This is a genomic window from Plantactinospora endophytica, assembly GCF_016862915.1.
Lineage (GTDB): Bacteria > Actinomycetota > Actinomycetes > Mycobacteriales > Micromonosporaceae > Plantactinospora > Plantactinospora endophytica.
The window spans coordinates 573131-598901 of the sequence record NZ_BONW01000001.1 but is presented as its reverse complement, the minus strand read 5'-3'; the positions used below and the strand labels follow the sequence as shown (position 1 = coordinate 598901).

The 25771-nt window shown below is 71.4% G+C and carries 20 protein-coding genes and 1 tRNA gene; 10 read left to right on the top strand and 11 right to left on the bottom strand.

What is annotated here, in order from left to right; translation table 11 throughout:
• Positions 1–15: 15 nt before the first annotated feature.
• A complete protein-coding gene (metG, locus tag Pen02_RS02705; RefSeq protein WP_203864239.1) occupies positions 16–1818 on the bottom strand; it encodes a methionine--tRNA ligase in 1803 nt (600 codons plus the stop codon).
• A gap of 223 nt (positions 1819–2041) precedes the next feature.
• Here metG and Pen02_RS02700 point away from each other — a divergent pair, with 223 nt between their 5' ends.
• Positions 2042–3136 (top strand): hypothetical protein, encoded by a 1095-nt coding sequence (locus Pen02_RS02700; protein ID WP_239139912.1) that lies wholly within the window; start codon positions 2042–2044, stop codon positions 3134–3136.
• 23 nt (positions 3137–3159) lie between these two features.
• Here the strand turns inward: Pen02_RS02700 and rsmI are convergent, their stop codons facing one another.
• Positions 3160–4020: a 16S rRNA (cytidine(1402)-2'-O)-methyltransferase gene (rsmI, locus tag Pen02_RS02695; RefSeq protein ID WP_203864347.1), complete on the bottom strand. Its 861-nt coding sequence runs from the start codon at positions 4018–4020 to the stop codon at positions 3160–3162.
• A gap of 147 nt (positions 4021–4167) precedes the next feature.
• On the opposite strand from rsmI, the gene Pen02_RS02690 reads away from it, so the two are divergent.
• The 7 genes from Pen02_RS02690 to Pen02_RS02660 all read left to right on the top strand — a co-directional run bounded on the left by Pen02_RS02690 (position 4168) and on the right by Pen02_RS02660 (position 15414).
• Positions 4168–5814, top strand: coding sequence for a dolichyl-phosphate-mannose--protein mannosyltransferase (locus Pen02_RS02690; protein ID WP_372445554.1), 1647 nt, complete (start codon positions 4168–4170; stop codon positions 5812–5814).
• Positions 5815–6722: 908 nt separating this feature from the next.
• Positions 6723–7538, top strand: coding sequence for a hypothetical protein (locus Pen02_RS02685; protein ID WP_203864238.1), 816 nt, complete (start codon positions 6723–6725; stop codon positions 7536–7538).
• Between the two features lie 8 nt (positions 7539–7546).
• Positions 7547–9763 (top strand): bifunctional polysaccharide deacetylase/glycosyltransferase family 2 protein, encoded by a 2217-nt coding sequence (locus tag Pen02_RS02680; protein WP_239139910.1) that lies wholly within the window; start codon positions 7547–7549, stop codon positions 9761–9763.
• A 134-nt stretch (positions 9764–9897) separates the two neighbouring features.
• Positions 9898–11430 carry an outer membrane protein assembly factor BamB family protein gene (locus tag Pen02_RS02675; protein ID WP_203864236.1) on the top strand — a complete coding sequence of 511 codons (1533 nt, stop codon included), beginning with the start codon at positions 9898–9900 and terminating at the stop codon, positions 11428–11430.
• Positions 11431–11616: 186 nt separating this feature from the next.
• Positions 11617–12441, top strand: a complete 825-nt coding sequence (locus Pen02_RS02670; protein ID WP_239139908.1) for an SGNH/GDSL hydrolase family protein — start codon at positions 11617–11619, stop codon at positions 12439–12441.
• A 421-nt stretch (positions 12442–12862) separates the two neighbouring features.
• Positions 12863–13906 carry a hypothetical protein gene (locus tag Pen02_RS02665; RefSeq protein WP_203864235.1) on the top strand — a complete coding sequence of 348 codons (1044 nt, stop codon included), beginning with the start codon at positions 12863–12865 and terminating at the stop codon, positions 13904–13906.
• Complete coding sequence (locus Pen02_RS02660; RefSeq protein ID WP_203864234.1) at positions 13903–15414, top strand: hypothetical protein; 1512 nt, start codon at positions 13903–13905, stop codon at positions 15412–15414. The genes Pen02_RS02665 and Pen02_RS02660 overlap by 4 nt, the downstream gene beginning before the upstream one ends.
• 61 nt (positions 15415–15475) lie before the next feature.
• Here Pen02_RS02660 and Pen02_RS02655 read toward each other — a convergent pair whose 3' ends face one another.
• The 3 genes from Pen02_RS02655 to Pen02_RS02645 all read right to left on the bottom strand — a co-directional run bounded on the left by Pen02_RS02655 (position 15476) and on the right by Pen02_RS02645 (position 17802).
• Positions 15476–16885, bottom strand: coding sequence for a hypothetical protein (locus Pen02_RS02655; RefSeq protein ID WP_203864233.1), 1410 nt, complete (start codon positions 16883–16885; stop codon positions 15476–15478).
• Between the two features lies 1 nt (position 16886).
• On the bottom strand, positions 16887–17456 hold the full coding sequence (locus Pen02_RS02650) for a SigE family RNA polymerase sigma factor (RefSeq protein WP_203864232.1): 570 nt from the start codon (positions 17454–17456) through the stop codon (positions 16887–16889).
• A gap of 115 nt (positions 17457–17571) precedes the next feature.
• Positions 17572–17802, bottom strand: a complete 231-nt coding sequence (locus Pen02_RS02645) for a DUF8847 domain-containing protein (RefSeq protein WP_203864231.1) — start codon at positions 17800–17802, stop codon at positions 17572–17574.
• 150 nt (positions 17803–17952) lie between these two features.
• On the opposite strand from Pen02_RS02645, the gene Pen02_RS02640 reads away from it, so the two are divergent.
• The gene (locus tag Pen02_RS02640; RefSeq protein ID WP_203864230.1) at positions 17953–18417 is read left to right on the top strand and encodes a hypothetical protein; all 465 of its coding nucleotides are present in this window, start codon (positions 17953–17955) and stop codon (positions 18415–18417) included.
• Positions 18418–18632: 215 nt separating this feature from the next.
• Here Pen02_RS02640 and Pen02_RS02635 read toward each other — a convergent pair whose 3' ends face one another.
• Together Pen02_RS02635 and Pen02_RS41515 are read right to left on the bottom strand one after the other, a co-directional pair.
• Positions 18633–19808, bottom strand: coding sequence for a zinc-dependent alcohol dehydrogenase (locus tag Pen02_RS02635; RefSeq protein WP_203864229.1), 1176 nt, complete (start codon positions 19806–19808; stop codon positions 18633–18635).
• The gene (locus Pen02_RS41515; protein WP_239139906.1) at positions 19805–20794 is read right to left on the bottom strand and encodes an SRPBCC family protein; all 990 of its coding nucleotides are present in this window, start codon (positions 20792–20794) and stop codon (positions 19805–19807) included. The genes Pen02_RS02635 and Pen02_RS41515 overlap by 4 nt, the downstream gene beginning before the upstream one ends.
• Before the next feature lie 325 nt (positions 20795–21119).
• On the opposite strand from Pen02_RS41515, the gene Pen02_RS02625 reads away from it, so the two are divergent.
• Entirely contained in the window at positions 21120–21962 is an 843-nt protein-coding gene (locus Pen02_RS02625; protein ID WP_203864228.1) for an aldo/keto reductase, read from the top strand.
• Positions 21963–22209: 247 nt separating this feature from the next.
• Here Pen02_RS02625 and Pen02_RS02620 read toward each other — a convergent pair whose 3' ends face one another.
• The 4 genes from Pen02_RS02620 to Pen02_RS02605 all read right to left on the bottom strand — a co-directional run bounded on the left by Pen02_RS02620 (position 22210) and on the right by Pen02_RS02605 (position 25716).
• Positions 22210–23337: a hypothetical protein gene (locus Pen02_RS02620; protein WP_203864227.1), complete on the bottom strand. Its 1128-nt coding sequence runs from the start codon at positions 23335–23337 to the stop codon at positions 22210–22212.
• Between the two features lie 489 nt (positions 23338–23826).
• Positions 23827–23900, bottom strand: a tRNA-Ala gene (locus tag Pen02_RS02615).
• 113 nt (positions 23901–24013) lie between these two features.
• Positions 24014–24844: a divisome protein SepX/GlpR gene (gene sepX, locus Pen02_RS02610; protein ID WP_203864226.1), complete on the bottom strand. Its 831-nt coding sequence runs from the start codon at positions 24842–24844 to the stop codon at positions 24014–24016.
• A gap of 230 nt (positions 24845–25074) precedes the next feature.
• A complete protein-coding gene (locus Pen02_RS02605) occupies positions 25075–25716 on the bottom strand; it encodes a GNAT family N-acetyltransferase (protein ID WP_203864225.1) in 642 nt (213 codons plus the stop codon).
• Positions 25717–25771: the final 55 nt, after the last annotated feature.

Sequence of the window (25771 nt, the reverse complement as noted above, 5' to 3'; positions counted from 1 at the left end):
ACCGAGTGAAGTGGATCAATCGCCGAGTCGGGCGAGTTCCTCGTCGACGATCGACGGGTCGAGCTTGCGGAACACCGGCTTCGGCGCGGCCAGCGCCCGCCCCGCCTCGACCGGTACCGACTCCCACTTCGCCCCGACCGTGTAGTCCCCGGTCAGCACCGGGTACGACGGCCCGCCGTCGAGGTCTTCGACCTCCACGATCGACGGCATCGGCGCGTGTACGCCGGTACCGCCGAGCAGCTCGTGCACCCGCTGCGCCGAGTGCGGCAGGAACGGCGTGAGCAGCGTGTTGGCGTCGCTGACGACCTGGAGCGCGACGTGCAGGATGGTGCCCATCCGGGGCTTGTCGGCCTCGCCCTTCAGCTTCCACGGGGCCTGCTCGGAAAGGTATTTGTTGGCCTCGGCGACCACCCGCATCGCCTCGCCGATCGCCTGCTTTTGCCGGTGCTTGGAGATCAGCTCCCCGACCGTGGCGAAGCCGGCCCGCGCGGTGGCCAGCAGCGCCTCGTCGGCCTCGGTCAGCCCGGCGGGATCGATCGGCGGGATCGCGCCGAAGTTCTTCGCCGCCATCGAGATCGACCGGTTGACCAGGTTGCCCCAGCCGGCCACCAGTTCGTCGTTGTTGCGGCGCAGGAACTCCGCCCAGGTGAAGTCGGTGTCCTGGCTCTCCGGCCCGGCGACCGCGATGAAGTAGCGCAACGCGTCGGCGTCGTACCGGGCCAGGAAGTCCCGTACGTAGATCACGACCTGCCGGGACGAGGAGAACTTCTTCCCCTCCATGGTCAGGAACTCGCTGGAGACCACCTCGGTCGGCAGGTTGAGCCGGCCCAGGTCGCCGGGCTCGCCGCCCCGGTCGCCCTCGCCGTCGTAGCCGAGCAGCAGCGCCGGCCAGATCACCGAGTGGAAGACGATGTTGTCCTTGCCCATGAAGTAGTAGCCCCGGGCGTCCTTCCCCTGGGCGTCCGCCGCCCACCAGCGCCGCCACGCCTCCGGGTCGCCGGAGCGCCGCGCCCACTCGATCGACGCCGACAGGTAGCCGATCACCGCGTCGAACCAGACGTAGATCCGCTTGTCGGTGCGGTCGCGCCAGCCCTCCAGCGGGATGGGTACGCCCCATTCCAGGTCCCGGGTGATCGCCCGGGGCTGGAGGTCGTCCAGCAGGTTCTTGGAGAACCGCAGCACGTTGGGCCGCCAGCCCTCCCGGCCGTCCAGCCACTTGCCGAGCGCCTGGGCGAAGGCCGGCAGGTCGAGGAAGAAGTGCTCGGTCTCGACGAACTGCGGCGTCTCACCGTTGATCTTCGAGCGCGGGTTGACCAGGTCGATCGGATCGAGCTGGTTGCCGCAGTTGTCGCACTGGTCGCCCCGGGCGTGCTGGTAGCCGCAGATCGGGCAGGTGCCCTCGATGTAGCGGTCCGGCAGGGTACGGCCGGTGGACGGCGAGATCGCCCCCATGGTGACCTTGGGCACGATGTAGCCGTTGCGGTGCAGCACCTCGAACAACTCCTGCACCACCGCGTAGTGGTTGCGGGTGGTGGTGCGGGTGAACAGGTCGTAGGAGAGGCCGAGCCCGTGCAGGTCCTCGACGATCACCCGGTTGTAGCGGTCGGCCAGCTCGCGGGGGGTGACCCCCTCCTTGTCCGCCTGCACCTGGATCGGCGTGCCGTGCTCGTCGGTGCCGCTGACCATGAGTACGTCGTGGCCGGCCATCCGCATGTACCGGCTGAACACGTCGGAGGGGACCCCGAAGCCGGAGACGTGGCCGATGTGGCGCGGGCCGTTGGCGTACGGCCAGGCAACCGCCGCGAGAACGTGACTCATGGGAAGCAAGCCTAGTGACCGCGCTCGGCGTACCGCGAACCAACGCCTGACCCGGGCTCCGAGGTGCGGCGCGGGGCCGGCCGGGGGCTCGGGGCATCGACGGGTACTTGAGGGGAAAGATCGCCCAACCTGCCAATATTCAGACTGATATCCGACTTTTTTCTCCTTCGACACGCGCCCCGGGCTGTCCGGCCGGGCCCGGCCAGCGTTGTCCAATGGACGGGTGACGGGCCAGGAGGGTGGGCAGCAAGCAGCGGAAACGTGCCCTTCCGAGGCCGATCCCGACCCGCCGGCCCCCGCCGCCACGCAGCCCGTACCGCCCGACGAGCAGCCCTCGGCGGGCGAGCAGCCTGCGGCGGGCGAGCGACTTCCGGCCGAGGCCCCGCCCGCGCCGGGGCAGCCCGTGCAGAGCCCCGAGGTCGCACCGGCGCCGCAGCAGCGGCCGGCCCCGGCCTACGAACCCGCGCCGGCCGGACCGTTCCGGGGCGCCACCCCGGCACTCGGCTCCGCCTGGCTCGGCGCCCCCGGCACGGTGCCCGGGCCGGCCGGCATCGAGGCGACCACCGGCGCCCCGATCACGATGCTGCCCCAGCGGGCGCCCCGGGCGTTACCGACCTGGCACGGGCCGACCGGATCGCTGCCGACCATCCATCCGGGCGCGGACCCGGAGACGGTCGAGGAGGAGGAGGAGTTCTGGCTGCCGATCGAGGAGGTCCACTGGGACGGCACACCCGTGCAGCCCACCCCCCGGACCTGGTACGGCCGCCCGAAGGACCCGGCCGCGACGGCAGCCCGGCAACGGGCGCCCCGACCACCGAAGCCGCAGCGGAATCCCGCGCTCGGGCTCGCGGGCGTGATCCTCTGCTCCCTCGTCGCCAGCTTCTTCGCCTGGGTCAGCGCCGAGCCGTTCTGGCTCGCCGTCGGACACGGCGAGCGGGGTACGGCGACGGTGGAAACCTGTACCGGCCGAGGACTGGCACAGCACTGCCGGGGTGACTTCCGCACCGACAGCGGCCTGTTCCGGGTGCACGACGTCCGGCTGGTCGGGGTCGACGGGCAGTACCGGGACTTCGGCAACCGCCTGGCGGCCCGGATGACCGGGGCGGAGAGCGGGAAGGCGTACGTCGGGGTGGGCACCGGCCTGCTGCACCTGCGCTGGGTACTCGGCTTCGCGATGCTGCTGCTGTGCTGCCTCGGAGCCGGTTGGGCCACCGGGGCGCTCCGGCTGCCCGACCGCCGAAACAGGCACGCCGCAGCCCTGGTCAGCGTGGCCGGCCCGGTACTGCTCACCGCCGGTTTCCTGGCCGCCGCCTACTGATCCCGCTCGGGCGGAGAGAGCCGTCAGCCGGCCGTCGGCGGGTGCACGGCGGCGTAGACGTCCCGGCGGCGCAGGCCGTACTCGACGGCGACGGCGGCGATGGCGTCGCGTCGGGACGTACCCCCGGCTTCCAGGTCGGCCACCGCGGCCCGCAGGTCGGCAACGGCCGGTGCCGGCGCGGCGACCGCCGGGGCGCCCGCCACCACCAGGGTGATCTCGCCGCGCGGCTCGCCCTCGGCGGCCCAGGTCGCCAGCTCGCCGAGCGGGCGGCGCAGCACCTCCTCGTAGGTCTTGGTCAGTTCGCGGCAGAGTGCCGCCGGGCGCTCGGCGCCGAACGCGGCGGCCAGGTCGGTGAGCGCGGCGGCGACCCGGTGCGGCGCCTCGAAGAAGACCAGGGTGCGCTCCTCGGCGGCGAGCGCCCGCAGCCGGGCCCGGCGCGGGCCGCCGGTGCGCGGCAGGAAGCCCTCGAAGCAGAACCGGTCGGTCGGCAGGCCGGAGAGGGCCAGCGCGGTGGTGACCGCGCTCGGGCCGGGGGCCACGGTGACCGGCGCTCCGGCCTCCAGCGCGGCCCGGACCAGCCGGTAGCCGGGATCGGAGACGCTCGGCATCCCGGCGTCGGTGACGAGTGCGACCAGCGCGCCGTCGAGGACGGCGTCGACGAGGTCGGGGGTACGGCGGTCCTCGTTGCCCTCGAAGTACGAGACGATCTTGCCGGTGATGGTGACGTCCAGGTCCCGGGCCAGCCGGGTGAGCCGGCGGGTGTCCTCGGCGGCCACCACGTCGGCCCGGCCGAGGGCGTCCCGCAGCCGCGCCGAGGCATCACCGGGGTTTCCGAGCGGCGCCCCGAGCAGGATCAGCCGGCCGTTACCGGGCGAATTTTCCACCAACTGACTCCTTCATCGATACCCGTCATCGCACATAGCGAGCGTCGTGCCCCGTTTCGCCCACTGGCAGCCTACGATCACGAGGTGACTCTGGCGTCGACAGCGCAGACCGAGAGCCCGGGCACCGCCGGGCCGCCGGCAGGCCCGGTGGTCGAGGTGGTTTCGGCCACCCCGGGCGGGACAGCCACCACCGAGCGCCGCGAGCGCCCCGGCGGGGGCGTACCGGCGATCATCAGACGTCGGCTGGCGCCGTTCGACGCCCGGCTCGAACCGTGGTCGTGGCTGGCCACCGCCGTCGTGGTGCTGATCGCCGGCATCCTCCGGCTGGTCGGGCTGAGCAGTCCCAAGGGCAAGATCTTCGACGAGATCTACTACGCCACCGATGCGCACAACCTGCTGCTGCGCGGCATCGAGTGGGACGACAAGAACAACAGCGCCGCGTACGTGGTGCATCCGCCGCTCGGCAAATGGATGATCGCGATCGGCGAGCAGATCTGGGGCTACAACGAACTGGGCTGGCGGTTCTCCGCCGCGATCATCGGCACGCTCTCCGTACTGCTGCTGATCCGGATCGCCCGCCGGCTGTTCGAGTCGACCGTGCTCGGCTGCACCGCCGGGCTGCTGATGGCGCTGGACGGTTTCCACCTGGTGCTGTCCCGCACCGCACTGCTCGACATCTTCCTGATGTTCTTCGTGCTGGCCGCGTTCGGCGCCCTGGTGATCGACCGGGACGTCCGGCGGAAGCGCTGGCTGCGGGCGGTCGAGTCCGGCCTCGACCCGAGTCAGCCGGGCCGGCGGAACCGGCCGCCGTTCCGGTGGTCCGACGGGGTGCCGTGGTGGCGACTGCTCGCCGCCGTACTGCTCGGCTGCGCGTTCGGGGTGAAGTGGAGCGCGCTGTACTTCGTACCGGTTTTCGCCCTGCTGGTGGTGCTCTGGGAGGTCGGCACCCGCCGCTCCGTCGGGGTACGCCGGCCGTGGCGGGACACCTTCCTCGACGAGGGGCTCTGGCTGCTCGGCGCCGGGTTGCTGATCGCGGTCGTCTACCTCGCCACCTGGTCGGGCTGGTTCGCCAGCGACAACGGCTACTTCCGGAACTGGCGGGCCGACACCGGCCAGTCCAGCCCGCCGGTCATCGGCAGCCTGCTCAACCTCTGGCACTACCACGAAGAGGCGCTCAAGTTCCATTCCGGCCTCGACGACAAGCACGTGTACCAGTCCTGGCCGTGGCAGTGGCTGCTGCTCGGCCGGCCGGTCGCGTTCCACTGGTCCGACCAGGGCGCCTGCGGAGCGGCGAGCTGCGCCTCGGAGATCCTGCTGCTCGGCACCCCGCTGCTGTGGTGGTCGTTCCTGCCGGCGCTGGCCGCGCTCGCCTGGCTCGGCGTGGCCCGGCGGGACTGGCGGGCCCTGGCGATCCTGCTGCCGGTGGGCGCCGGCCTGCTGCCGTGGTTCTACTTCGCGCTGGACGGCCGGACGATGTTCTTCTTCTACGTCGCGCCGGTGGTGCCGTTCCTGATCCTGGCCGTGACGTACGTGCTCGGCGTGATCATCGGTCCGGCGCGGGCACCGGCCCCGGTCGGCGCCTCGGCCGGGACGGATCCACTGGACGGATCGACCATCGACGGTGACCGGGCCGGGCGGAACAGCGACCGCCGCCTGATCGGCGCCGTCATCGCCGGCACGTACGTGCTGCTGGTCGCGATCTGTTTCGCGTACTTCTATCCGATCTTCGTCGGGCAGGTCCTGCCGTACGCGGAGTGGTCGACCCGGATGTGGCTCGGCAACCGCTGGATCTGACCCCTTCGTGCTCCTCCGTGACAGCCGGCCGAGCACGACGGTCCGGCGGACGTACCGGCCGGGGCGGACGCACGGGTCCGTAGCCGCTCGGTCCGGTGGGGCTCCGTACCTTCACAGCTCGGCAAATTTCCGGTGGGCCGCCGGTGACCAGGTAGCCCGGCTGCCGGGGTCGGGTGGGTTGCCCGCGCCCGAACTCGCCGAACTGGTCACCGGATTCCGCTCCCGATACGGATCAGCTCCATCGTGGACGGTCGGCGCCGGCGTTGGCCGAGGCATGGCTCGGCCGCGACGTGGCTCGGCTATGTGTGACTCGGCCGCAATGTGACTCGGCCAGGCGTGGCTCGGCCGCGACGTGGGTTGGCCGCGACGTAGGTTGGCCGCAACGGCCGATGCGAGGCGGAACGGGGCGATGCGGAACCGGGGCGGCAGCGGCGGGGCGCGCTGGTGAGAGGCGACGGCCCCGGGCAGGGTGCCGGACGAAGACGCCGCACAAAAGGTGCGCGCCCCGATCGCCTGCCACGGGGGAAGCGGGCGATTGGGGCGCGCACCAAGGAGCTTAACCACCCGGGATCAGCGGCACAACGGGTGGTGTTAAGTCAGATTTCCGACCGACGCACCGCCGAGCACAACGGGCGTATGGGGCGGAGTACTCGGACGGGCATCAGCCGGCCGGTCAGACAGGTTCGACCCCGCCGACGACAGGTGCCTTGCACCGTCCCCGCTCGGTGCCCGTTCGCCGTCGTCCGCCCCGGAAACGTCGGCATGGTAGGCGTCACCGCTACCGCCGGCTCGGCCGGGCGAGCGTCCGACCGGCCGTGGCCAACCGGCCACCGGTCCGAGCCGATCGCCCGGTCACGGCCGGGCGATCACCCGTACGCAGGGCATTCTTTGATCAATACGATCATCCGGTGATCATCGAGCACGACCCGCCCAGCCACCCGCCTCGCCGCCCCGGCTCCGACACCTCCCCGCCCGAGCCGACCACCAGCCCAGTGGGGCACGACGAGCCGACTCCGACCGGCGACGTGGCAGACGAGCCCACTCGGACCGGCAACGTGGCAGACGAGCCGACTCCGACCGGGGGCGTGGCAGCCGAGCCAGCTCCGACCCGGGACGTGGCAAACGACGACGGGGCGTCCGACGACACGCCATTCAGGTATCGCGACAACGGCGGCAACGACGACACCGTCCTGCTCCGACCGGTCGAGGCCGACGCCGGACTTGCTCCGGTGTTCGTGGACGCCACCGGCCGCCGCCGGCGACGGTTGCGCAACCTGACGTACGCGATCGGCGCGCTCGGGTTCGGGTATGCGCTGCTGGTCGGCGTGAGTGTTGCCGGCGGGTCGACGTTTCCGCAGGTCCTGATCCCCCTGCCGGAACAGGCGGACGGCCGGCCCCCGGCCCCGGCCAGCACGCCGACGCCACCGACCGCGACCGGCACCCCGACGGCCGGTACCATCTCGCCGTCCAGCACCGGCCGGCCGGTTTCCCCGGACCGGAACAGCGGCCCAAGCCCGGACGACAGGCCGACCGCGACGGCCAAACCTTCCGCCACCCGACCCGGAAAACCGGTCGGGCCGCCGCCGACCACCACGGCTCCGCCGGTCCTGGTCACCCCGCCCCCGGTCGAGCCCAGCACCGAACCGACCGTCGATCCCACCCCGCCGGCACCGGACCCGCCGGACGGGGATTCGGCCGTCGCCGGCCTCGCCGACCTCCGATGACCCCTGCGGTGACCGGCGGGACAGGGCCCGAGTCGAACCGGCCGCGCAACCACCGCCCCGCCCGCAACCGGCGGGTCGTCCCCCGACCGCGCTGGACGGCGGGCCTGCTGCTGGCCGCCGCCTTTGCCGGCATCCTGCTCTTCGAGGCGTTCGTGAACGCCGAGTTCGTGCCGGACCACGAGGCGACGGACGCGCCGCAGGCGATCGTGCCGGCGGAGATCGTCAGCGGCGGGCCGATCATCTACGCCAGCCCGGAACGCACCGGGTCGTACCGGCTTCCGCCGAAGACGATCGCGTTGACCTTCGACGACGGACCGGATCCACGCTGGACTCCCGAGGTCGTCGCCGCGTTGCGCGAGTACGACGTACCGGCGACGTTCTTCGTGGTCGGTTCGGCGGTCGCCCGCCACCAGTCGCTCACCCGGCAGCTCGTCGCCGAGGGGCACGAGTTGGGCGTGCACACCTTCACCCATCCCGACCTGGGAACCATCTCGGGGCAGAGCCGGCGCCTCCAGTACGCGCAGACCCAACTGGCGATCGCCTACGCGACCGGGGTGCACACGTCGCTGCTCCGGTTCCCGTACTCGTCGAAGCCGGAGGCGATCGACGACCACGACTGGCCGCTGATCCAGGAGGCCGGTCGGCTGGGCTACCTGACCGTGGTCAACGACACCGACAGCCAGGACTGGGCCCGGCCGGGGGTCGACAAGATCGTGGCGAACATGACACCGACCGGGGACGACGGGGCGGTCGTACTACTGCACGACGCGGGCGGTGAGCGCTCGCAGACCGTCGCCGCACTCCGCCGGTTCATCCCCGCGATGCAGGCCCGGGGCTACCGGTTCACCACCGTCAGCGAGGGCTTGGCGCTCACCCTGGGCGGCGCCGGCACCCCGGGCGGGGCGGATCCCCGGGCGGGCGCGGGTACGGCGTTGACGACGAGTCAGCCGCTCTCCGCCGGTGACCGCTGGCGGGGTGGTTTCCTGGTCTGGACGGTACGGATCGCGGACGGAACCCTGAGCCTGCTCTGGGTGGCCTTCGTCGTGGTCGGAGTGCTGGCGGTGGTGCGTACCGTGCTGCTGTTCGTCCTCGCCGGCCGGCACGCCCGGCGGCGGCGCTCGCCCGACTGGGCGTGGGGGCCACCGGTGACCGAGCCGGTGTCGGTGATCGTGCCGGCGTACAACGAGCGGGCCGGCATCGTCCCGGCGGTCCGTTCACTGGCCACCGGAGACCATCCGACGATCGAGGTGATCGTGGTCGACGACGGCTCCACCGACGGCACGGCGGACCTGGTCGAAGAACTCCGGCTGCCCAACGTACGGGTGGTCCGGAAGCCGAACGGCGGCAAGTCGAGCGCCCTGAACGCCGGGATCGCGTTCGCCAGTCACCAACTGATCGTGATGGTGGACGGGGACACCGTCTTCGAACCGGACTCGATCCGGCTGCTGGTGCAACCGTTCGGCGACCCCGGGGTCGGCGCGGTGGCCGGCAACGTCAAGGTGGGCAACCGGGGCAGCCTGGTCGCGCGGTGGCAGCACATCGAGTACGTCATCGGCTTCAACCTGGACCGCCGGCTCTACGAAACGCTGCGGTGCATGCCGACCGTGCCGGGGGCGATCGGCGCGTTCCGCCGGCAGGCGGTGGTCGGCGCGGGCGGGATGACCGACGACACGCTCGCCGAGGACACCGACATCACCATGGCGATCGTCCGGGCCGGCTGGAAGGTGGTCTACGAGGAGCGGGCGCGGGCCTGGACCGAGGCGCCCGCGACGCTGGGACAGTTGTGGAAACAGCGCTACCGGTGGAGCTACGGCACCATGCAGGCGATGTGGAAGCACCGGCGGGCGCTGGCCGACCACGGGGCGTCCGGCCGGTTCGGTCGACGCGGACTGCCGTTCCTGGCCCTGTTCGGGATCGCCCTGCCGCTGCTCGCCCCGGTCATCGACATCATGGCGGTGTACGGCCTGCTCTTCGCCGACCAGGCGGGTACGGTGCTGGCCTGGCTGGGCATGCTCGGGTTGCAGGCGGTGACCGGTGTCGTCGCGTTCCGGCTGGACCGGGAGCGGTTACGGCCGCTCTGGGCGTTGCCGCTGCAACAGTTCGGCTATCGACAGTTGATGTACCTGGTGCTGATCCAGTCCGTGGTGACCGCGTTGAGCGGCGGGCGGCTGCGCTGGCAGAAGTTGCACCGTACCGGGCAGGACCTGGTGCCCGGGCAGCGGTGAGGGGTCGGCCGGGCTCCGCCGTTCACGGGATGCCGGCTCCACCGATCATCAGACTGGGATGCCGGAACGATCCGACATTGAAATGACCGAATGGCGGTGCTGACGGGGTTGCCCGTGGTGGGCACACTGTTGCGGTGACCGGACGACTGCGTTCAGGAAGTGCCTCGGCACCGACCCGGCTTGCCGTGGTCGGCCTGGTGGCCGTGCTCGGCCTCACCGCCTGCGAGTCCGGTGGCGGCGACCCGCCCGGCGAGGTCACGCCGAGCTGGTCGGGCAGCGCCAGCCCGACCCCGGCCGCCTCGGGTGACGCCAAGCCCGCCGCGTTCACCGGCTGGTCCGATCCGGCCCTGGTCGGCAAGCCGTACGGGAGCAAGGTCCAGGGGCTGCTGACCTTCCGGGGCAATCCGACCCGGACGTACTACGGCACCGGGCCGATGCCCCGGAAGACTCCGGCCCGGAAGTGGCAGTTTCCGCGCAGCGGTGGCCTGTGCGGCAAGTCGACCGACGAGAAGGGCACCCGGGTCTGGTGCGGTACCGGTTGGACCGGCCAGCCGGCCGTGTTCGAGCGGGACGGGCGGACCTGGGTGGTCTTCGGGGCGTACGACCACAAGATCCACTTCCTGGACGCGGAGAGCGGCGAGCGGATCCTGCCGGACTTCCCGACCGGCGACATCATCAAGGGCTCGGTGACCATCGACCCGGACGGGTTCCCGCTGGTCTACTCCGGATCGCGGGACAACTTCTACCGGGTGATCGCGATCGACCGGGGCAGGCCGACCGAGCTGTGGAAGCTGTCCGCCCGGGCGGTGTCGCCGACGCTGTGGAACGACGACTTCGACGGCGCCGGCCTGATCCTCGACGACTACCTTTTCCTCGGCGGCGAGAACAGCCAGTTCCACATCGTCAAGCTCAACCGGAAGTACGCCGCCGACGGCAAGGTGACGGTCAAGCCGAAACTGGTGTTCAACGCCCCCGGCTGGGACGCGCAACTGCTCCGCGACGTCGACGACCGGATGGTCTCCATCGAGAACTCGGTGGCGGTCGTCGGCAACGTCGTCTACTTCGCCAACTCCGGCGGGCTGGTGCAGGGCTGGGACATCAGCGGCCTGAAGCAGGGACGCAAGCCCAAGCGGGTGTTCCGGTTCTGGACCGGTGACGACACCGACGCCTCGATCGCGGTCGACGAGACCGGCGCACTCTACGTCGGGTCGGAGTACGAGCGCGGGACGGCCCGATCGAAGCAGGTCGGGCAGATGATGAAGCTCGACCCGAAGCGCAGGGACAACCCGAGCGTGTGGCACGTGGACGACCACGCCCGCAAGCCGGCCGGCATCTGGGGCAGCCCGGCGTTGCACAAGGACATCGCCATCTTCGACACCCAGGGCGGCGAGGTGCTCGGGGTCGACCGGGCGGACGGGACCGTACGGTGGCGGTTCGAGCTGCCCGGCCCGACCTGGCAGTCGCCGGTGGTGGTCGACGACGTACTGGTGATCGGGGACTGCAACGGCGTGCTGCACGCGTACGACGTCGCCGACACCACCGCCGCGCCGAAGCCACTGTGGAAGATCAAGCTCGGCGGCTGCATCGAGTCGACTCCGGCGGTCTGGAAGGGCCGGATCTACGTCGGTACCAGGGCGGGCGGCTTCCACGCCGTCGCCGCCCGCTGACCCGGCCGACACCGCACAGCGGTCCGGCACCGTCGCACCGGTCGGGCCGGACGGGCCGACCGAGCGAAACCCGGCGGTACGCGAACCAGGGGTGAACGCAGAGAAAGAAACCTACACAGCTACTTCCGCGCGACGCAGGAATCTGCCAACCTGGCATCTACCTTTGCCTATGTCAGGAGGCCAACCTTGTCGCTGACCCGCCGCTTGGTTCCTGTGCTCGCCGCCCTCACCGTCCCGCTCGTCACCGCCCTCACCGTCGGGCTGGCCGCCGCGCCCGCACACGCCGACGCGGGCACCTACACCGCGCTCGGCGACTCGTACGCCTCCGGCACCGGCACCCGCGAGTACTACTCGGACAGCGGCTCCTGCCAGCGCTCCCGGCACTCGTACCCGGTGCTCGACGCGGCCCGGCTCGGTGCCACGCTCAACTTCCCGGCCTGCGCCGGAGCCACCATCTCGAACGTGCTGAGCAACCAACTCGGCAGCCTCAACTCCGCCACCACCTACGTCACGGTCCAGGCCGGCGGCAACGACATCGGCTGGTCGTCGGTGATCGTGCAGTGCGCGCTGCCCTGGCCCACCACCTGCTGGTCCCAGATCGACACCGCCGAGAACACCATCCGGAACACCCTGCCGGGTCGGCTGGACCAGCTCTACTCCCGGATCCGCAGCCTCGCCCCGAACGCCCGGGTCGCGGTGGTCGGCTATCCGCGCCTGTTCAACGGCGAGGAGTGCAACATCATCGCCCGGATCTCCCCCGGTGAGCAGGCCGAACTCAACGCCGCGGCGGACCTGCTGGCCACCACCATCGCGGCCCGGGCCGCCGCGCACGGGTTCGCCTTCGTCGACGCGCGCGGGCCGTTCACCGGGCACGCCGTCTGCGACGACGTCGAGTGGCTCAACGGCACGTCGAACCCGATCGGCGAGTCGTACCACCCGAACCGGGCCGGACACGTCGGGTACGCCGGCATCGTCGAAACCGCACTGCGCGCCGCCGCCCGCAAGTCCTGACCGGTACCCGCATTCCTGACCGTACCCGCATTCCTGACCAATCCCCGCAGAACCCGAGCGGTACCCGCACGGCCCCGCCCGATACCCGCCGGGCGGGGCCGGCGCCTAATCCCGTACCGGTGGCGGAAAATGCGACCGGCGACGTTTTCCACTCTTCCCGACCTGATCGACGGAATTGGGTCGGACAATTCGTCCGGCGCCCCGGCCGACCGGAGTCACTAGGCCGACAGATCGGCATCCATCCCCTGGCCACATGGGACGATGACACCGGCTGACCCCCGGCCGGGCGCCCGAGACGTGCAATCTCCGGACCACTCTTGTCATGGCCGCCGCCCTGTTCGCAGCAGGGCGGCGGGACCAATTGGCGCAACCGGTCAACCACTCGCCACGCGTACTGGTCTATCAGGGGGGAAATGACCACATGACCGACCATCTGAAGAACCTGCCGGTTTCCCGGCGGGACATCATCCGCATTTCCGGCGGTACCACCGCCGCAGTGGCGCTCGGCTCGCTCGGCGTACCCGGGCAGGCCGGCGCGGCTCCGGCCCAGGCCGCACCGGCGTCCGACGTCGGCCAGGTCAGCGGCGGAGTCGGCTCGGCGTCGGCCAGCTCCGGCGCCGGAACCCGGCTCCGCTCCACCGGGGCGGACCTGCTGATCCGGGACGGCTCACCGCACTGGTGGCTGAGCCCCGACATCTGGGCGGTGCCCGGCACCGACCCGAACGGCGCACCCGGTACCCCGGCCGCCGGTGACGTCGCCTACGTCTGGGCCCGGGTGCAGAACACCGGCCGGGAGGACGCGGTAGGCGTCCAGGTGAAGTTCTACTGGGGCAACCCGTCGGTGCAGATGCTCTACAGCACCCTCAACCTCATCGGCACGGCGTTCGCGGACGTCGACGCGGGCGACACCCAGGACGTGCTCTGCCTGGTGCCGTGGAACGTGGTCACGGTGAACGACGGGCACGAGTGCCTCGTCGCCGTCGCCAGCCTGCCCGGCGACCCCGCCCTGCCCGACGCCGTCGACCCGGTCGGCTACCCGAACGTGGCCCAGCGCAACCTGACGCTGGCCAGCGCCCGGAAGTCCGACTTCAAGCTGACGCTGACGGTCAACGCGGCGAAGCGGGCGCCGAAGCAGATCCGGATCAGCGCCGAGATCGGCGGCGAGCTGTCCAAGGAGGCCCTGCACACGCTCGGCCTCGCCGAGCGGCGACCGGTCGGCAAGCCGGTGGTCGAGGTCGGCTTCTCACTCAAGCCGATCACCGACCCGGGCGACGGGATCGGCGACCCCGAGCTGGTCGTCGAGGTACCGGCCGGGCGCAGCGTGCCGGTGCACCTGACGGTACGCGGCGGCGCCGGGCTGGGCACCGGGGAGTACCAGCTCGTGGAGGTACTGGAACGCGACGGCGATCGGCTGCTCGGCGGCATCTCCCTCGCCGTGGTCGCCGGGAAGGAGGAGGAGAAGTGAGCGCGACGCCGATGCTGGTGCAGACCCGACCGTTCGCCATCGAGCCGCTGACCAGCACCATGCTGCCGGACGGCATCTTCGACAACGCGCTCTACAAGCTCCGGATCGCCTGCCACTACACCAACACCTCCGGCGGCGACCTGACCAACGTCACCCTCTATCTGGAGAGCGTCGGCGACCCGGGGATCGTGGTGACCGGGCAGACGTACACCTTCGGCAGGATTCCGGCCGGGGCGTCGGTACTGGTCTCCTGGGCGGCCGACTTCCAGCTCGCCTCGCCCGGCAAGCCGCTGGTCAGCTTCGTGGCCCGAGCCGACGGGTACAGCTCGGCCCGGTCGATCCGGCAGATCTTCGTCTCGCAGACCCGCTACGACCAGAACACCGACACCTACTCGGTGACCATCCCGGAGGGCCGGCTCGAACTCTCCAAGCCGACCGTGATCCCGCCGGCGAAGGGCGGCTGGTGGCCGGGTGACAAGCCCGGCGACGACAAGGAACGGCCACCGTGGACCGGGCCGTACGTGCCGACCGGCGCCACGATGGTCTGGGTGCCGAACCCGGCGTACCCGGGTACGCACGGCGAGCTGCCGTTCGACGACCCCTGGTGGAAGATCCTCGGTTGGATCGTCTTCGCCATCGCCAGCCTGGTCGGGATCATCGCGGCGGCGATCGGCGGCGGCACCTTCAACGTCGGCGTCAAGGGCAAGTTCGAGGAGACCGATCCGGGGCTCGGCGTCGAGTGCTGCAAGCCGGCCCCGGGCGACGGGCTCAAGGGCGGAGTCACGGTCGCCGGGGTGGCCGGAGTGATCGCCTCCGGTGCCCTGGTGGTCGGGCTCGCCGACGACGCCGACCCGCACTGGCGCGGGCAGGAGGCGACCCCGCCGGCACCCGGCGAGCTGACCACCGCCGAGCGGGTCGACGCGCGGTGGAAGCTGCTCGACGAGCCGCACGCGGGGCGGGCGTACCGGACCGACGTGGAATGGTCGTACCAGCGGATCACCACCGGGGCGACGTACCAGCACGGGGTGTCGGAGCGGCAGACCAACGTGCACGTCACCGAAGAGGTCAAGGTCGTCACCCCGGACACCGTCACCTCGCCGGATCTGCTCTGGGTCCGGTCCACCTTCACCCGGCCCGGCGGCATCCTCTACAAGGGACCGGAGCTGTACGCGTTCGCCCTGTTCCGGGCGCCGCAGGGGCTCTACTTCCTGGTGCCGCTGACCGACGACGGGGTCGGCTTCGACGCGCGCCCGGGCGACGGCGAGTACACCGCCGGGCTGCCGCTGCGGAACGCGCTGCCGGAGCTGGAGAAGGCCAAGCAGACGCCGTACGGGATCTGGCGGGTCTTCGTCTTCGCCCAGGACGTCAACCTGGTACCGCCGGGCACCCCGGCCGAGATCGCCGCGCAGACCGTCGGCGGGTTCATGGTGGCCAGCGCCATCCAGATCACCTTCGACCCGAACCAGCCCTGCCCGCTGGAGGCGCAGAGCAGCATCAAGGTCGTCTGACCTGGTCCGATCGGTGGTACGGCGGGGGCCCGGAGCGGGGCTCCCGCCGTACCCGTCGGGTCTATTCGCAGGTCCAGCGGACGGCGGCGGTGGCGGCGTCGTCCGGGGCGACCGAGACGACGCCGCCGACCACCCGGCCGTCGTCGCTGACGCTCACCGCCGCCGGTCCCTCCTTTCCGGGTACCGCCCCGGCCGGCATCGGGAGCACGATCGTCCGCTCCCCGGCCAGCACCGCCGGAGTCTCGACCCCGGACGCGTCCCGGACGAACCCGGCCACCCAGCCGTACCGGTTGATCGCCGACACCCAGGCCAGCCCGGTCAGCGGCGCCACCTCGCCGGTACGCAGGTTCCACCGCGTCGGTACGACCTTCTCCTCGCCGCCGGCCGGCGGATACGACCAGCCGAGCACCCAGCCATGCCGGATCGACAGGTGGCCGGGGTTGACACCGTGCCCACGCGGAGGTGCGAGGGTCCGCCGCTTCCCGTCCGGCGGCCACACCGTCATCCGGGCCGCCCGGTCGGCCCCGAACTGCACGGTGCCCCCGACCATCGTCCCGTCGTCGTCGAGCCCGGTGACGTACGGCTCTCCGCTGCCGTCCCCGGCCAGCCTGGTCGGGCTCCGCTCCGCGTCCGCCGCCCAGACCACCGGCTGGCGCCCCGGGACGAGGGTGTGGTCGTCGGAGCGTCCACCGCCCGGCGCCGGGGTCGACGCTCCGGCCCCGTCCCCCGGCGTTCCGCCCTGGCCACCCGGCGGCTCCGGAGGGCCGCCCTTCGTACCGGCCGGCTTTCCCTGTAGGGCGAGGGTGCGGACACCGCCGAGTACGTCACCGTGTTCGTTGAGGTCCAGCACGTCGCCGAGATAGCTCCCGGCCGAGTCGGTCAGGTCGACGTAGCGGCCGTACCGGTAGACCCAGGAGACGCGTACCGCCGTGCCGTCGCGCACCGCGATGCCGTCGCCGGCGACGACTCCCTGCGAGTTGACCAGCAGTTGCGCCGGGTCGGTGGTCGGCGGTTCGAGCACCGACAGAACGCCACGGTCCCAGCGCAGCGTCCAGGTACGCGCCGTCCGACCGTCGCGGGCGATGCCTACCAGGTAGCGGCCGGACGGGTCGCCGTCGAGCACCTGGCTCTCGGTGGCGCCGGGCGGCAGCGGCAGGCGGTACGGCGTGCACCGGGTCGGGACCGGCGGCGGGGTCAGGCCGGTGGCGTACCGGTCGTCCGGTGTCGGGTAGCCAGGCTGGGCGACCTGGCCGGGGCCGGCGTCGCGTACCGCCGCGAGCGCGACCGGGACCGCCACCAGGACGACGGCGGTGGCTGCGGTCAGACCGCCCCCGGCGAGCATCCGGCGACGGCGGACCCGACGGCGGCCGGCCCGGAGCAGGGTCTCGACCCGCACCGCCGACGGCTGGTCCGGATCGCCGTCGAGCGGGCGCAGCAGCTTCCGGGCGCCGTCCTCGTCGATCTCCTGCATCTCAGCTCCTACCTTTCGCATCCGGAAGGCCAGCCGCGATGGACGGGGCGGCAGCGGTGGACGGGGTGGCGAGCGCGGCCACCGACGGCTCGTCGAGCAGCCGGCGGAGCGTGGCCAACCCGTGGAAACTCTGGCTCTTCACCGTCCCGGGAGCGCAGGACAGCGCCTCGGCCACCTCGGTGACGGACATGTCGCAGAGGAAACGCAGCACCAGCACGGCGCGCTGCCGGCGGGGCAGCCGGTCGAGCGCGGCCCGCAGCACCGTCCGCTCCTCGACGTCCGGCCCACCGCGTGGCAGCGGCTCGGGCGGCGAGTCGGTGAGCCGTACCCGCCTCGACCAGAGCCGCCGCTTCTCGCCCTGGAAGAACCGGATCAGGACGGTCCGCACGTACCCGTCGAGGTGGTGGACCGTACGCACCCGGGGCCAGCGTACGTAGAGCGTGGTGAAGGTCTGCTGGACGAGATCGTCGCCCCGGTGCGCGTCGCCACAGAGCAGGTACGCCAGCCGCCGCATCTTCGGCATCGCGGCGGTGACGAACTCGACGTACTCCTGCTCCCAGTCCGGCTGCATCCGGTCGACCCTCCCGAAGACGATTCCGGCACTGGGATGCTCGCGGACCCGTCGACGGTTGTATCCGCCGGCCGGGAAGTTTCGGGGCTGGAGACTATTCGGTCGTGCCGACGGACTATTCGGTCATGCCGACCGGGTCGGAGCGGACGAAGGCCATCGTCCAGCAGCCGTCGGCGCCCTGTTCCGGCCGCAGTTCGTAGAGGTGGTCCGCGCCGGGCAGGTCGGGCGGCTCGTGCTGGCTGCTCAGCACCCACCGCTGCGGTGGACGGCCACCAGGTGCGGCCGGCAGTTCGCGGGCGGTGCCGTCGGCGGGGCCGCCCGCGAAGCGTACGGTGACCCACTCCACGGCATCATGTTATGGCCGGTCGGACCCGAGATGCCCCTGGAACGGGCAGCCGGGCGTGCTCCGATCTTGCGGCTCCCACCTACCCTGTCCGCATGTCCCGGACCGGCAGCGTGCGCCATCAATAACACCCTGCCGTCGTTCCGGAGCGGTGTGATCGCGTTCTGTCTCAGCGCGGCGCCGCTGCTGCTGATCGCCGGCCTGACGATCGGTCCGCCGCCGACCCCGGTCGGGGTGCCGCTGGACGGCACGGTGGTCAGTCACACGCCGACCCGGACCGGGAACGGCACCGAGGCGGTGATCGCGGTACGGGGGGCACCGGACGGTCAGCTCCTCTGCGGCATCGAGCGGATCCTCTTTCCCGACCGCCGGCTACCGTTGGTCGGCGCGCCGATCACCGTCTACTACGCCGACGGCATGTGCAGCCCGGAGCCGGCCGACAACACCGGCCTACGGGTGGGACTCGTCCTGTTCGGCGGGACCGGGGTCGTCGGGGTCACCGTCTACTTCTGGCAGAGGTCGGGGCCGGGTCGACGGTTCCGCGCGGCGCGGGCGGCGGCCCGCTGGCGCCGCAACCGCAGGCCGCGTACGCCACGCCCGCCCCGGCCGGTCAAGTGATCTGCTGACGCTGAGCTTCAGCCGGGTCGAGGGCGGCCCTGACCCGCTCGTCTCCGCTGTGGCCGCGCAGCCGCGATAACCGCGCCGATCCGGCCAGAACTGGTCCCGCAGATCTTGCGAAGCAGCATTTCCGCTGGTCAGATGTGTTTCTGGTGGAGCTGAGGGGATTTGAACCCCTGACCCCCTTCTACCAACCGTCACCCTGCGGGTGGTGGTCAGGGTTTGAGGACGACCTTCTCGCAGTGGTCCTGCTTGTTCTTGAAGATCTCGAAGCCACGTTCTGCCTGGTCAAGCGGCAGGGTGTGGGTGATGACCCGGGTCGGGTCGATCTCCCCACGCTCGATGCGCTGCAGCAGCGGCTTCATGTAGCGCTGCACGTGGCATTGACCGGTACGCAGGGTCAGCGCCCGGTTCATCCACGCCCCGACCGGGAACTTGTCGAGGAAGCCGCCGTACACGCCGATCACCGACACGATGCCGCCGCTGCGGCACGACAGGATTGCCTGCCGCAGCGCGTGCGGGCGCTCGGTCTCCGAGCGGACTGCCTGCTTGACCCGGTCGTAGGCGTGCACGTGCGCGCTGCCGTGGCTGGCCTCCATGCCGACCGCGTCGATGCACTTGTCCGGTCCTCGCCCACCGGTCAGTTCCAGCAGCCGGGACCGCACGTCCACCTCCTCGAAGTTCACCGGCGTGTAGCCCGCCCGCTCGGCCATCTGTAGCCGGTAGGGCTCCTTGTCGATGGCGATGACCTTCGCGGCGCCGAGCACCCGGGCGCTGTCCATCGCGAACTGGCCGACCGGGCCGGCGCCCCACACCGCCACCACGTCGGTGGACTGGATGTCACACAAGTCCGCACCCATGTAGCCGGTGGGCAGGATGTCGGAGAGGAACAGCACCTGCTCGTCGGTCAGATCGGACTCGATCTTCAACGGACCGACATCGGCGAACGGCACCCGCGCATACTGTGCCTGACCGCCCGCGAAGCCGCCGGTCAGACGGGAATAGCCGAACATCCCGGCGACCGGGTGACCGAACATCTTCTCCCCGAGACCGGCGTTGGGGTTGGAATTCTCGCAACAGGAGAACAGCTCGGCGGCGCAGGCGCCGCACGCCCCGCACGCGATGGGGAACGGCACGACGACCCGGTCCCCCACGCGCAGCCGACCCGGATCGACACCCCGGCCGACCTCGATCACCTCGCCCATGAACTCGTGACCCATGACGTCGCCGTCCTGCATCGTGGGCACGTACCCATCGAGCAGGTGCAGGTCCGAGCCGCAGATCGCCGTGGAAGTGATCCGTACGATGGCGTCGCGCTCGTTCAGGATCTTCGGGTCCGGCACGTCGCGGACCTTGACCTTGTTGCGGCCGGCCCAGGTGTTCGCCCTCACGCGTCCGCCCCCTTGGCAAGCTCGGCATCCGACAGCGGTTGCGCCGGACGCTGCGGGAACTCCTTGCGGGCCCGCTTGCCCCACGGGGCGCCGTCGGACCGGACCACCTGGCCGGTCTCCATCACCTGCTTGAGCCGGCGCAGGTCGTCGTCGAGCTGCTGGTGCGGTTCCTCGCCGAAGTACCTGGCCACCGCCTTGCCGAGCGCGCCGCCCGGGATGTCGTACGACAGAACGACGTGCACCTCGGTGCTCACACCGTCCGGGGCGGGCCCGAACCGGACGGTACCGGTGTTCGGCACATCCGCGTTCCCGGTCGACCGCCACGCGATCTTCTCGCCGGGTGCCTCGTCGACGATCTCCGCGTCCCACTCGACATTCTTTCCGAACACAGGGCTGGCGGACCAGTGGCTCGTGCGATCACCGGTGGTGCGGACCTCCTCAAGGTGAGTCATGAACGTCGGGAGGTTGCCCAGGTCGCGCCAGAACTCGTAGACCTTGGGTGGGGGTTTGCGGATGGTTGTCGTGGCCGTCAGTTCCATGGATCCTCCTTCGCGTAAGCCTCGTACCGTCCCGATCCTTTTCGCCCGGGTGGCCTGCACGGCGGTCAGCAGGTCTACCACCGTGATCCCGACGACGGCGCCAGTGACACCGACGAGACGACGCCGGCGGCGCCCGGCACGGTGGGCGATGGCCACCCCGAGAGAGGCCAGGTCCATCGCGTCGCCCAGGACCCGGGTCCACGCCCAGATGCTCTTCCGCCGGCTCGTCAACAGCCCGGCCGCGTGTGCCAGCTCCCGCGCGCCGACCAGCGGCACCACCATCCGTGACGTCGGGGAGTCGTCCACTCCGCTGATCCGGCGCACCGCGTCCGGTGCCGCCAGCTGTGCCATGCCCAGACCGAGGCTCATCCAGCCGAGCCCGCGCCCCCGCCGCTGAATCTCGTCCTGCCTGGCCTTTACCGCCTCCCGGATTGCTAGTTGAGTCACGGGTAGCCTCCGTATCCGGTCACACCGGCCGCGCATTCCGGTTCACGACGGTCCGGACGACCCATAAACATCCGTATACCCCTCGGAAACCACCTCAACCCGCCCATCGGCCGCAGTATGGAGGCGACCACTGTCCCGCTGCTCAGCACGACGTCGCGGCCGATCACCAGCACCGGTACGGCCAGCGAAGCCCGCCCGAGGGTGGACAGTTCGGCCACCTGCCCGCCGCACCGCCGGTGCCTGTGGGAACAGGCGCGTCATGCGCGTGTGCTGCCTGTCGCAGCGGGTAAGGCAGGCAACCCCACTCGTACTCGGAAAGGCCGACATGACCCTCTCCAGCGATGCGATCGAGTTGCCGTCCGGCCAGACGATGCCCGTGCTCGGTCAGGGGACCTGGTACCTCGGCGAGCGCCCCGCGAGGCGGCGGGACGAGATAGCCGCCCTACGCACCGGGCTCGACCTGGGAATGACCATGATCGACACTGCGGAGACGTACGGTGACGGCGCTTCCGAGGAACTCGTCGGCGAGGCGATCACCGGACGACGCGACGACGTCTTTCTGGTCGACAAGGTGCTGCCGTCCAACGCCAGCCGAGAGGGAACCATGCAGGCGTGTCGCCGCAGCCTGCAACGACTCGGCATCGACCACATCGACCTCTACCTGCTGCACTGGCGCGGCACGCATCCACTCACGGAGACGATCGAGGCGTTCGCCGAACTCGTCGACGCCGGCGACATCGGGCAGTGGGGCGTGAGCAACTTCGATCTTTCGGACATGACGGAGCTGCTCGACGCGGGCGGAGATTCCTGCGCGACCAATCAGATCCTGTACAACCTCACCCGCCGCGGTCCCGAGTACGACCTCCTACCGTGGCTACGCGAGCACCGTATCCCGGTGATGGCGTACTCGCCGATCGAACAGGGTCGGCTACTCGGCCACCCCCAGATCGAAGAGGTCGCCGCCCGGCACGAGGCCACGCCCGCCCAGGTCGCGCTGGCCTGGCTGCTGCGGCAGGAGACGGTCGCGGCCATTCCCCGATCGTCCAAGCCAGAACACACCCGGGAGAACGCCGAAGCGCCCGACGTGCAGCTGACCGAGGAGGACGCGGCGGCACTCGACACGGCGTTCCCGCCGCCGGCCGACCCACAACCGCTGGAGATGTTGTAGGGCCAGCGGCCGGTCCGGCGAGATCGCCGTCGAACTGGTGGCGCGATGTCGTCGGGGACGCCGGTAGTCCCAGGTAGGCAGGCCGACGACCGGCATCACGGGCATGGCCTGGCCCCACACCACCCCGAGCAGCGAGTACGGGCTGCCTGCCGGAACGCACGCACTTGGGGGCTTCGCCGGCAGCCACGCCGAGTTCATCCGCGTCCCCTGCGCCGACCAGGGTTGCCTTCAGTGAGCGACGCCCACTTCACCTTCCGCTGTCGGGATGCCCGTCTTTCACGTCCCCCCAGCCATCGGGTTGGGGATGGTAGCCGTAAGCGGCAGCCCGGACCGTTTCCTCGTTCTCCAGCCCGGAGCCGATCGCCCCGCCGACGGTGGCCAGCGAGCTGGTGATCCAGGCGAGCGTCAGATAGTCGGTGAAATCGACCGGCTGCTGCAAGGTCTGTTCCAGCACGGATCTGTCGATCAGCAGCAGCCCGACGAGCGCCGTTCCCACGAACAACACCACGTAGGACACTGCCGTGGCCAGAGTGAGAGTGAGGATCGTCCCCAGGTTGAACAGCCGTGCCAGCTCAGTTGGTGTCTGGCGGTCTGGCTTCTCCCACAGGTCGTGCGCCACGATCAGCCAGGCCACCAACGCGGTCAGTCCGAGAAGCATGATCACGGAGAGCCGGAGTACGCCGAGTACATCGCCCATCTGCCAGACGGTGTCCGTGGTGAGCGCGAACGCGGCCGTGCCGAACGCGCCGACCAGCAGCTTGGACAGGCCCAGCAGGGCACGCCCCGGGCGGTTGGCGCGGACCATGCCGGCCAACAGCCGCGCCCGGCCGATCAGCCCGGAGGCGACGTAGCGCCGCTCGCCGGCGTCGGCCTCGCCGACCACTCGGTGGACGGCGGGGATCCGGCGTGCCATCTCGGTCGGTGCCCGCGCGGCCGGCGGCACCCGCTGATCGGACGCGTCGGTCAGGAGTCGGCTCACCAGATCCGGAACGGCGGCGCGGACTGCTCGTAGCTGGTGCAGTCCCAGCGCGGGCAGGGACACCACCGCGACTTGGCGCCGGGCGGAGGTCTGCGCGACCAGCGGCACCCGCTCGGCATCCAGGGGCAGGTCGGTCAGGCAGATGGCGACGTCCCATTGGTCGTCGACGCGCCGTCGTGCAAGATCTTCGAGCAGGGCCTCAACGCCGCCGTCGCGGCGCGGCGCCACCTCGCCCCAGCCTTCCCGGACGGTCCACCGCACATCCGCGTTCACCCGCGCGGCGAGCCCCCGGGCCAGCTCGGCGGTGAGCCGCGCGACCACCCGGGCCGGGTGGTCCGGTGGGGTTGCCACCAGCCCGACGACGATCTCGGGGCCTTGCTGTTCGCCGTGGGTCATGGGTACTCCTTACCGGTAGCCGGGCTCGACCGCCGGCGGCGAAAACCGGGAGCGTTACGCGCCGTCGTGGCAGCTCCCGTGCCGACTGACGTAGTGATAGAGCCACGCCGCCGAGAGAAGCACCCCCCGACCAGTCCGTACAGCGCCACCGCGAGGCCCTCGTCGAAGCGGCGCCCCGCCCACGCAGCCTAAAAGACCACCCTGACAGCTGCAGCGGATTCTGCGCTGAGGGCGAACCTCTCGTCGGCATGGAACGGCGTCGTCAGTTCGCTGCGCAAGGGTTGAGCGCACCGTGCGTCACCGACGTACTACATCGTCGAAAACACGGCCGCGTCCAGGCCACGTCTCGCTCGCCTTCCTCGCCTACGCCGCCGTCAAGCCCGCGATCGGCGACGGCGTTTGTGGGGGTTTTCGGGGGGGTGGTTCGAAATCACATAGATAAACTTAAGGCCCTGACCGACATACTTCCTGGTCAGAGCCTTAGTGTTGTGGAGCTGAGGGGATTTGAACCCCTGACCCCCTCGATGCGAACGAGGTGCGCTACCGGTCTGCGCCACAGCCCCTGGAGCAACCCGCCAGAACGGCGAGCCGGCGCCAAGGCTAACAGGTCGGTCGCCCCGAGCGCGAACCAACCCCCGCCGGGGTGGGGCACCCCGGCGGGTCGAGGTCCGGTCGGTCACCGACCGCCGGCCTCGTAGGGTCGCCCGCGCAGACCGCCCGTGCGGCGGTAGGAGACCGAGCCCGCCGCCCGGCCACCACCGCTGGCCGCCGGTGGCAGGTCGGCCATCCGGTTCATCCCCAGCGCCGCCCGGCGTACCACTTCACGCTGGGCCGCCAGCCGGCGTTGCGCCTCCCGACGGGCCTGCGCCCGGCGGGCCTGGGCGCGCCGGACCTCGGCCTGCCGGGTGGCCAGCCACGCCGCCTCCCGGGCCTGCACGCGGCGGCGCCGGCGGTCGGCGATGGCCCGGCTCCGCAGGTGTACGAGGTACGCGGCCAACAGCGTGCCGGTGACCGAGAAGCTGATCCAGAAGCCGGGGCTGACCAGCACCACCCCGACCAGCTCGACGAGGTTGAGCAGCAGCAGGGCGGCGAAGACCCGACGTCGCCGGTAGACGGCCGGGGTGTGCCGGGCGGGTGGCGGCCGGCGGCGGGCAGGTCCCGGGTTCCGGGGCACCGAGCGCAGCCGACGGCTCCGCCGGCCGGTCGCGGGCGGCCCGGAGACCGGCGAACCCGGGCCGGCGGCCGGCGAGACGGGCTGGTCGGCAGCCGGCCCGGCAGGCGGTACGCCAGCACGCAGGGTGACGATCCGAGTGCGGGGCGGGTTGAGTGGTTGCCGGCCCGGGACACTCCGCTGCCGCCGACGGCGCTGGAGCACCCGCGCCGTCGACTGCGCCCGCTCCGCGGCCAGCCGCTCCGTGGCGTCGTACCGGCGGACCAGTGCCGGCGCCAGGGCGAGCAGACCGGCTGCGGCGAGGACGGCGAGGAGCACCGAGGCCGGCACCCTCATCCCTCCCGTCAACCCACTCGGGCAACCGACCGGACGAGCACCTCGCACCCATCCCGTCGGAACCGCGATCGCGGGTCGCGAAGTGCGGCTCAGCTGCCGGGCTGAGGCGGGTTCGTCCGGCGTTGCCGCACGTCCCGATTACTTCAGGTTATGGTGAACACACCGGGAAAATCGTGCGGCGCGCCGGCCGACCAGCGACAGAGAAGATCAACAGCGCGGAATCGGCGGGATCAGGAGGCGGCGGCGCGCAGCCGGTGCCAGCGGGCCAGCAGGCCGCCCTCCCGGACGATCTCCTCGCTGGTCATGGCGTAGCCGATGTGGTCCCGCCAGGCGCCGTCGATGTGCATGTAGCGAGGGTGGTACGCCTCCTCGCGGAAACCCAGCTTCTCCACCACCCGGCGGGACGGCCCGTTCTCCGGCCGGATGTTGACCTCGATCCGGTGCAGCCCGCCCGGCCCGAAGGCGTGGTCGACGGCGAGCGCCATCGCGGTGGGCATCACGCCCCGCCCGGCCACCCGGCCGTCCACCCAGTAGCCGGCGTACCCGGAGCAGAACGCCCGGCGCACGATGTTGCCCAGGTTGAGGTGCCCGACCAGCCGCTCCCGGCCGCCCTCGACCAGACAGACCGCGAACGGCATGCTCTCGCCGCGCCGCGCCTGCTTGCGCTGGTCCCGGTGCACCCAGCGGAACGCGGCCGGCGAGTTCAACTCGTCCCAGCGGCCCGGCGGCGACGACTCCCACGGCGCCAGCCAGCCCTGGTTGGCGCAGCGCACCTCGGACCAGGCCGACGCGTCCGACCGCCGGTACGGCCGCAGCAGCACCGCCCCGTCCCGGAGTACGACCGGCCAGCCCGGGGTCACGGCGAAGTTCACGCCCGCTGTCCCGTCGGCAACCCACGCCCCCTCGTCGACCTCGTCGCCGCCCCGA

What these genes read in the sequence shown, in the direction of transcription:
- Pen02_RS02655 (WP_203864233.1), bottom strand. Translation starts at nt 16,885, where the DNA reads ATGCAGGAGATCGACGAGGACGGCGCCCGGAAGCTGCTGCGCCCGCTC.
- Pen02_RS02625 (WP_203864228.1), top strand. Translation starts at nt 21,120, where the DNA reads ATGACCCTCTCCAGCGATGCGATCGAGTTGCCGTCCGGCCAGACGATG.
- Pen02_RS02620 (WP_203864227.1), bottom strand. Translation starts at nt 23,337, where the DNA reads ATGACCCACGGCGAACAGCAAGGCCCCGAGATCGTCGTCGGGCTGGTG.
- Pen02_RS02650 (WP_203864232.1), bottom strand. Translation starts at nt 17,456, where the DNA reads ATGCAGCCGGACTGGGAGCAGGAGTACGTCGAGTTCGTCACCGCCGCG.
- sepX (WP_203864226.1), bottom strand. Translation starts at nt 24,844, where the DNA reads ATGAGGGTGCCGGCCTCGGTGCTCCTCGCCGTCCTCGCCGCAGCCGGT.
- metG (WP_203864239.1), bottom strand. Translation starts at nt 1,818, where the DNA reads ATGAGTCACGTTCTCGCGGCGGTTGCCTGGCCGTACGCCAACGGCCCG.
- Pen02_RS02665 (WP_203864235.1), top strand. Translation starts at nt 12,863, where the DNA reads ATGACCGACCATCTGAAGAACCTGCCGGTTTCCCGGCGGGACATCATC.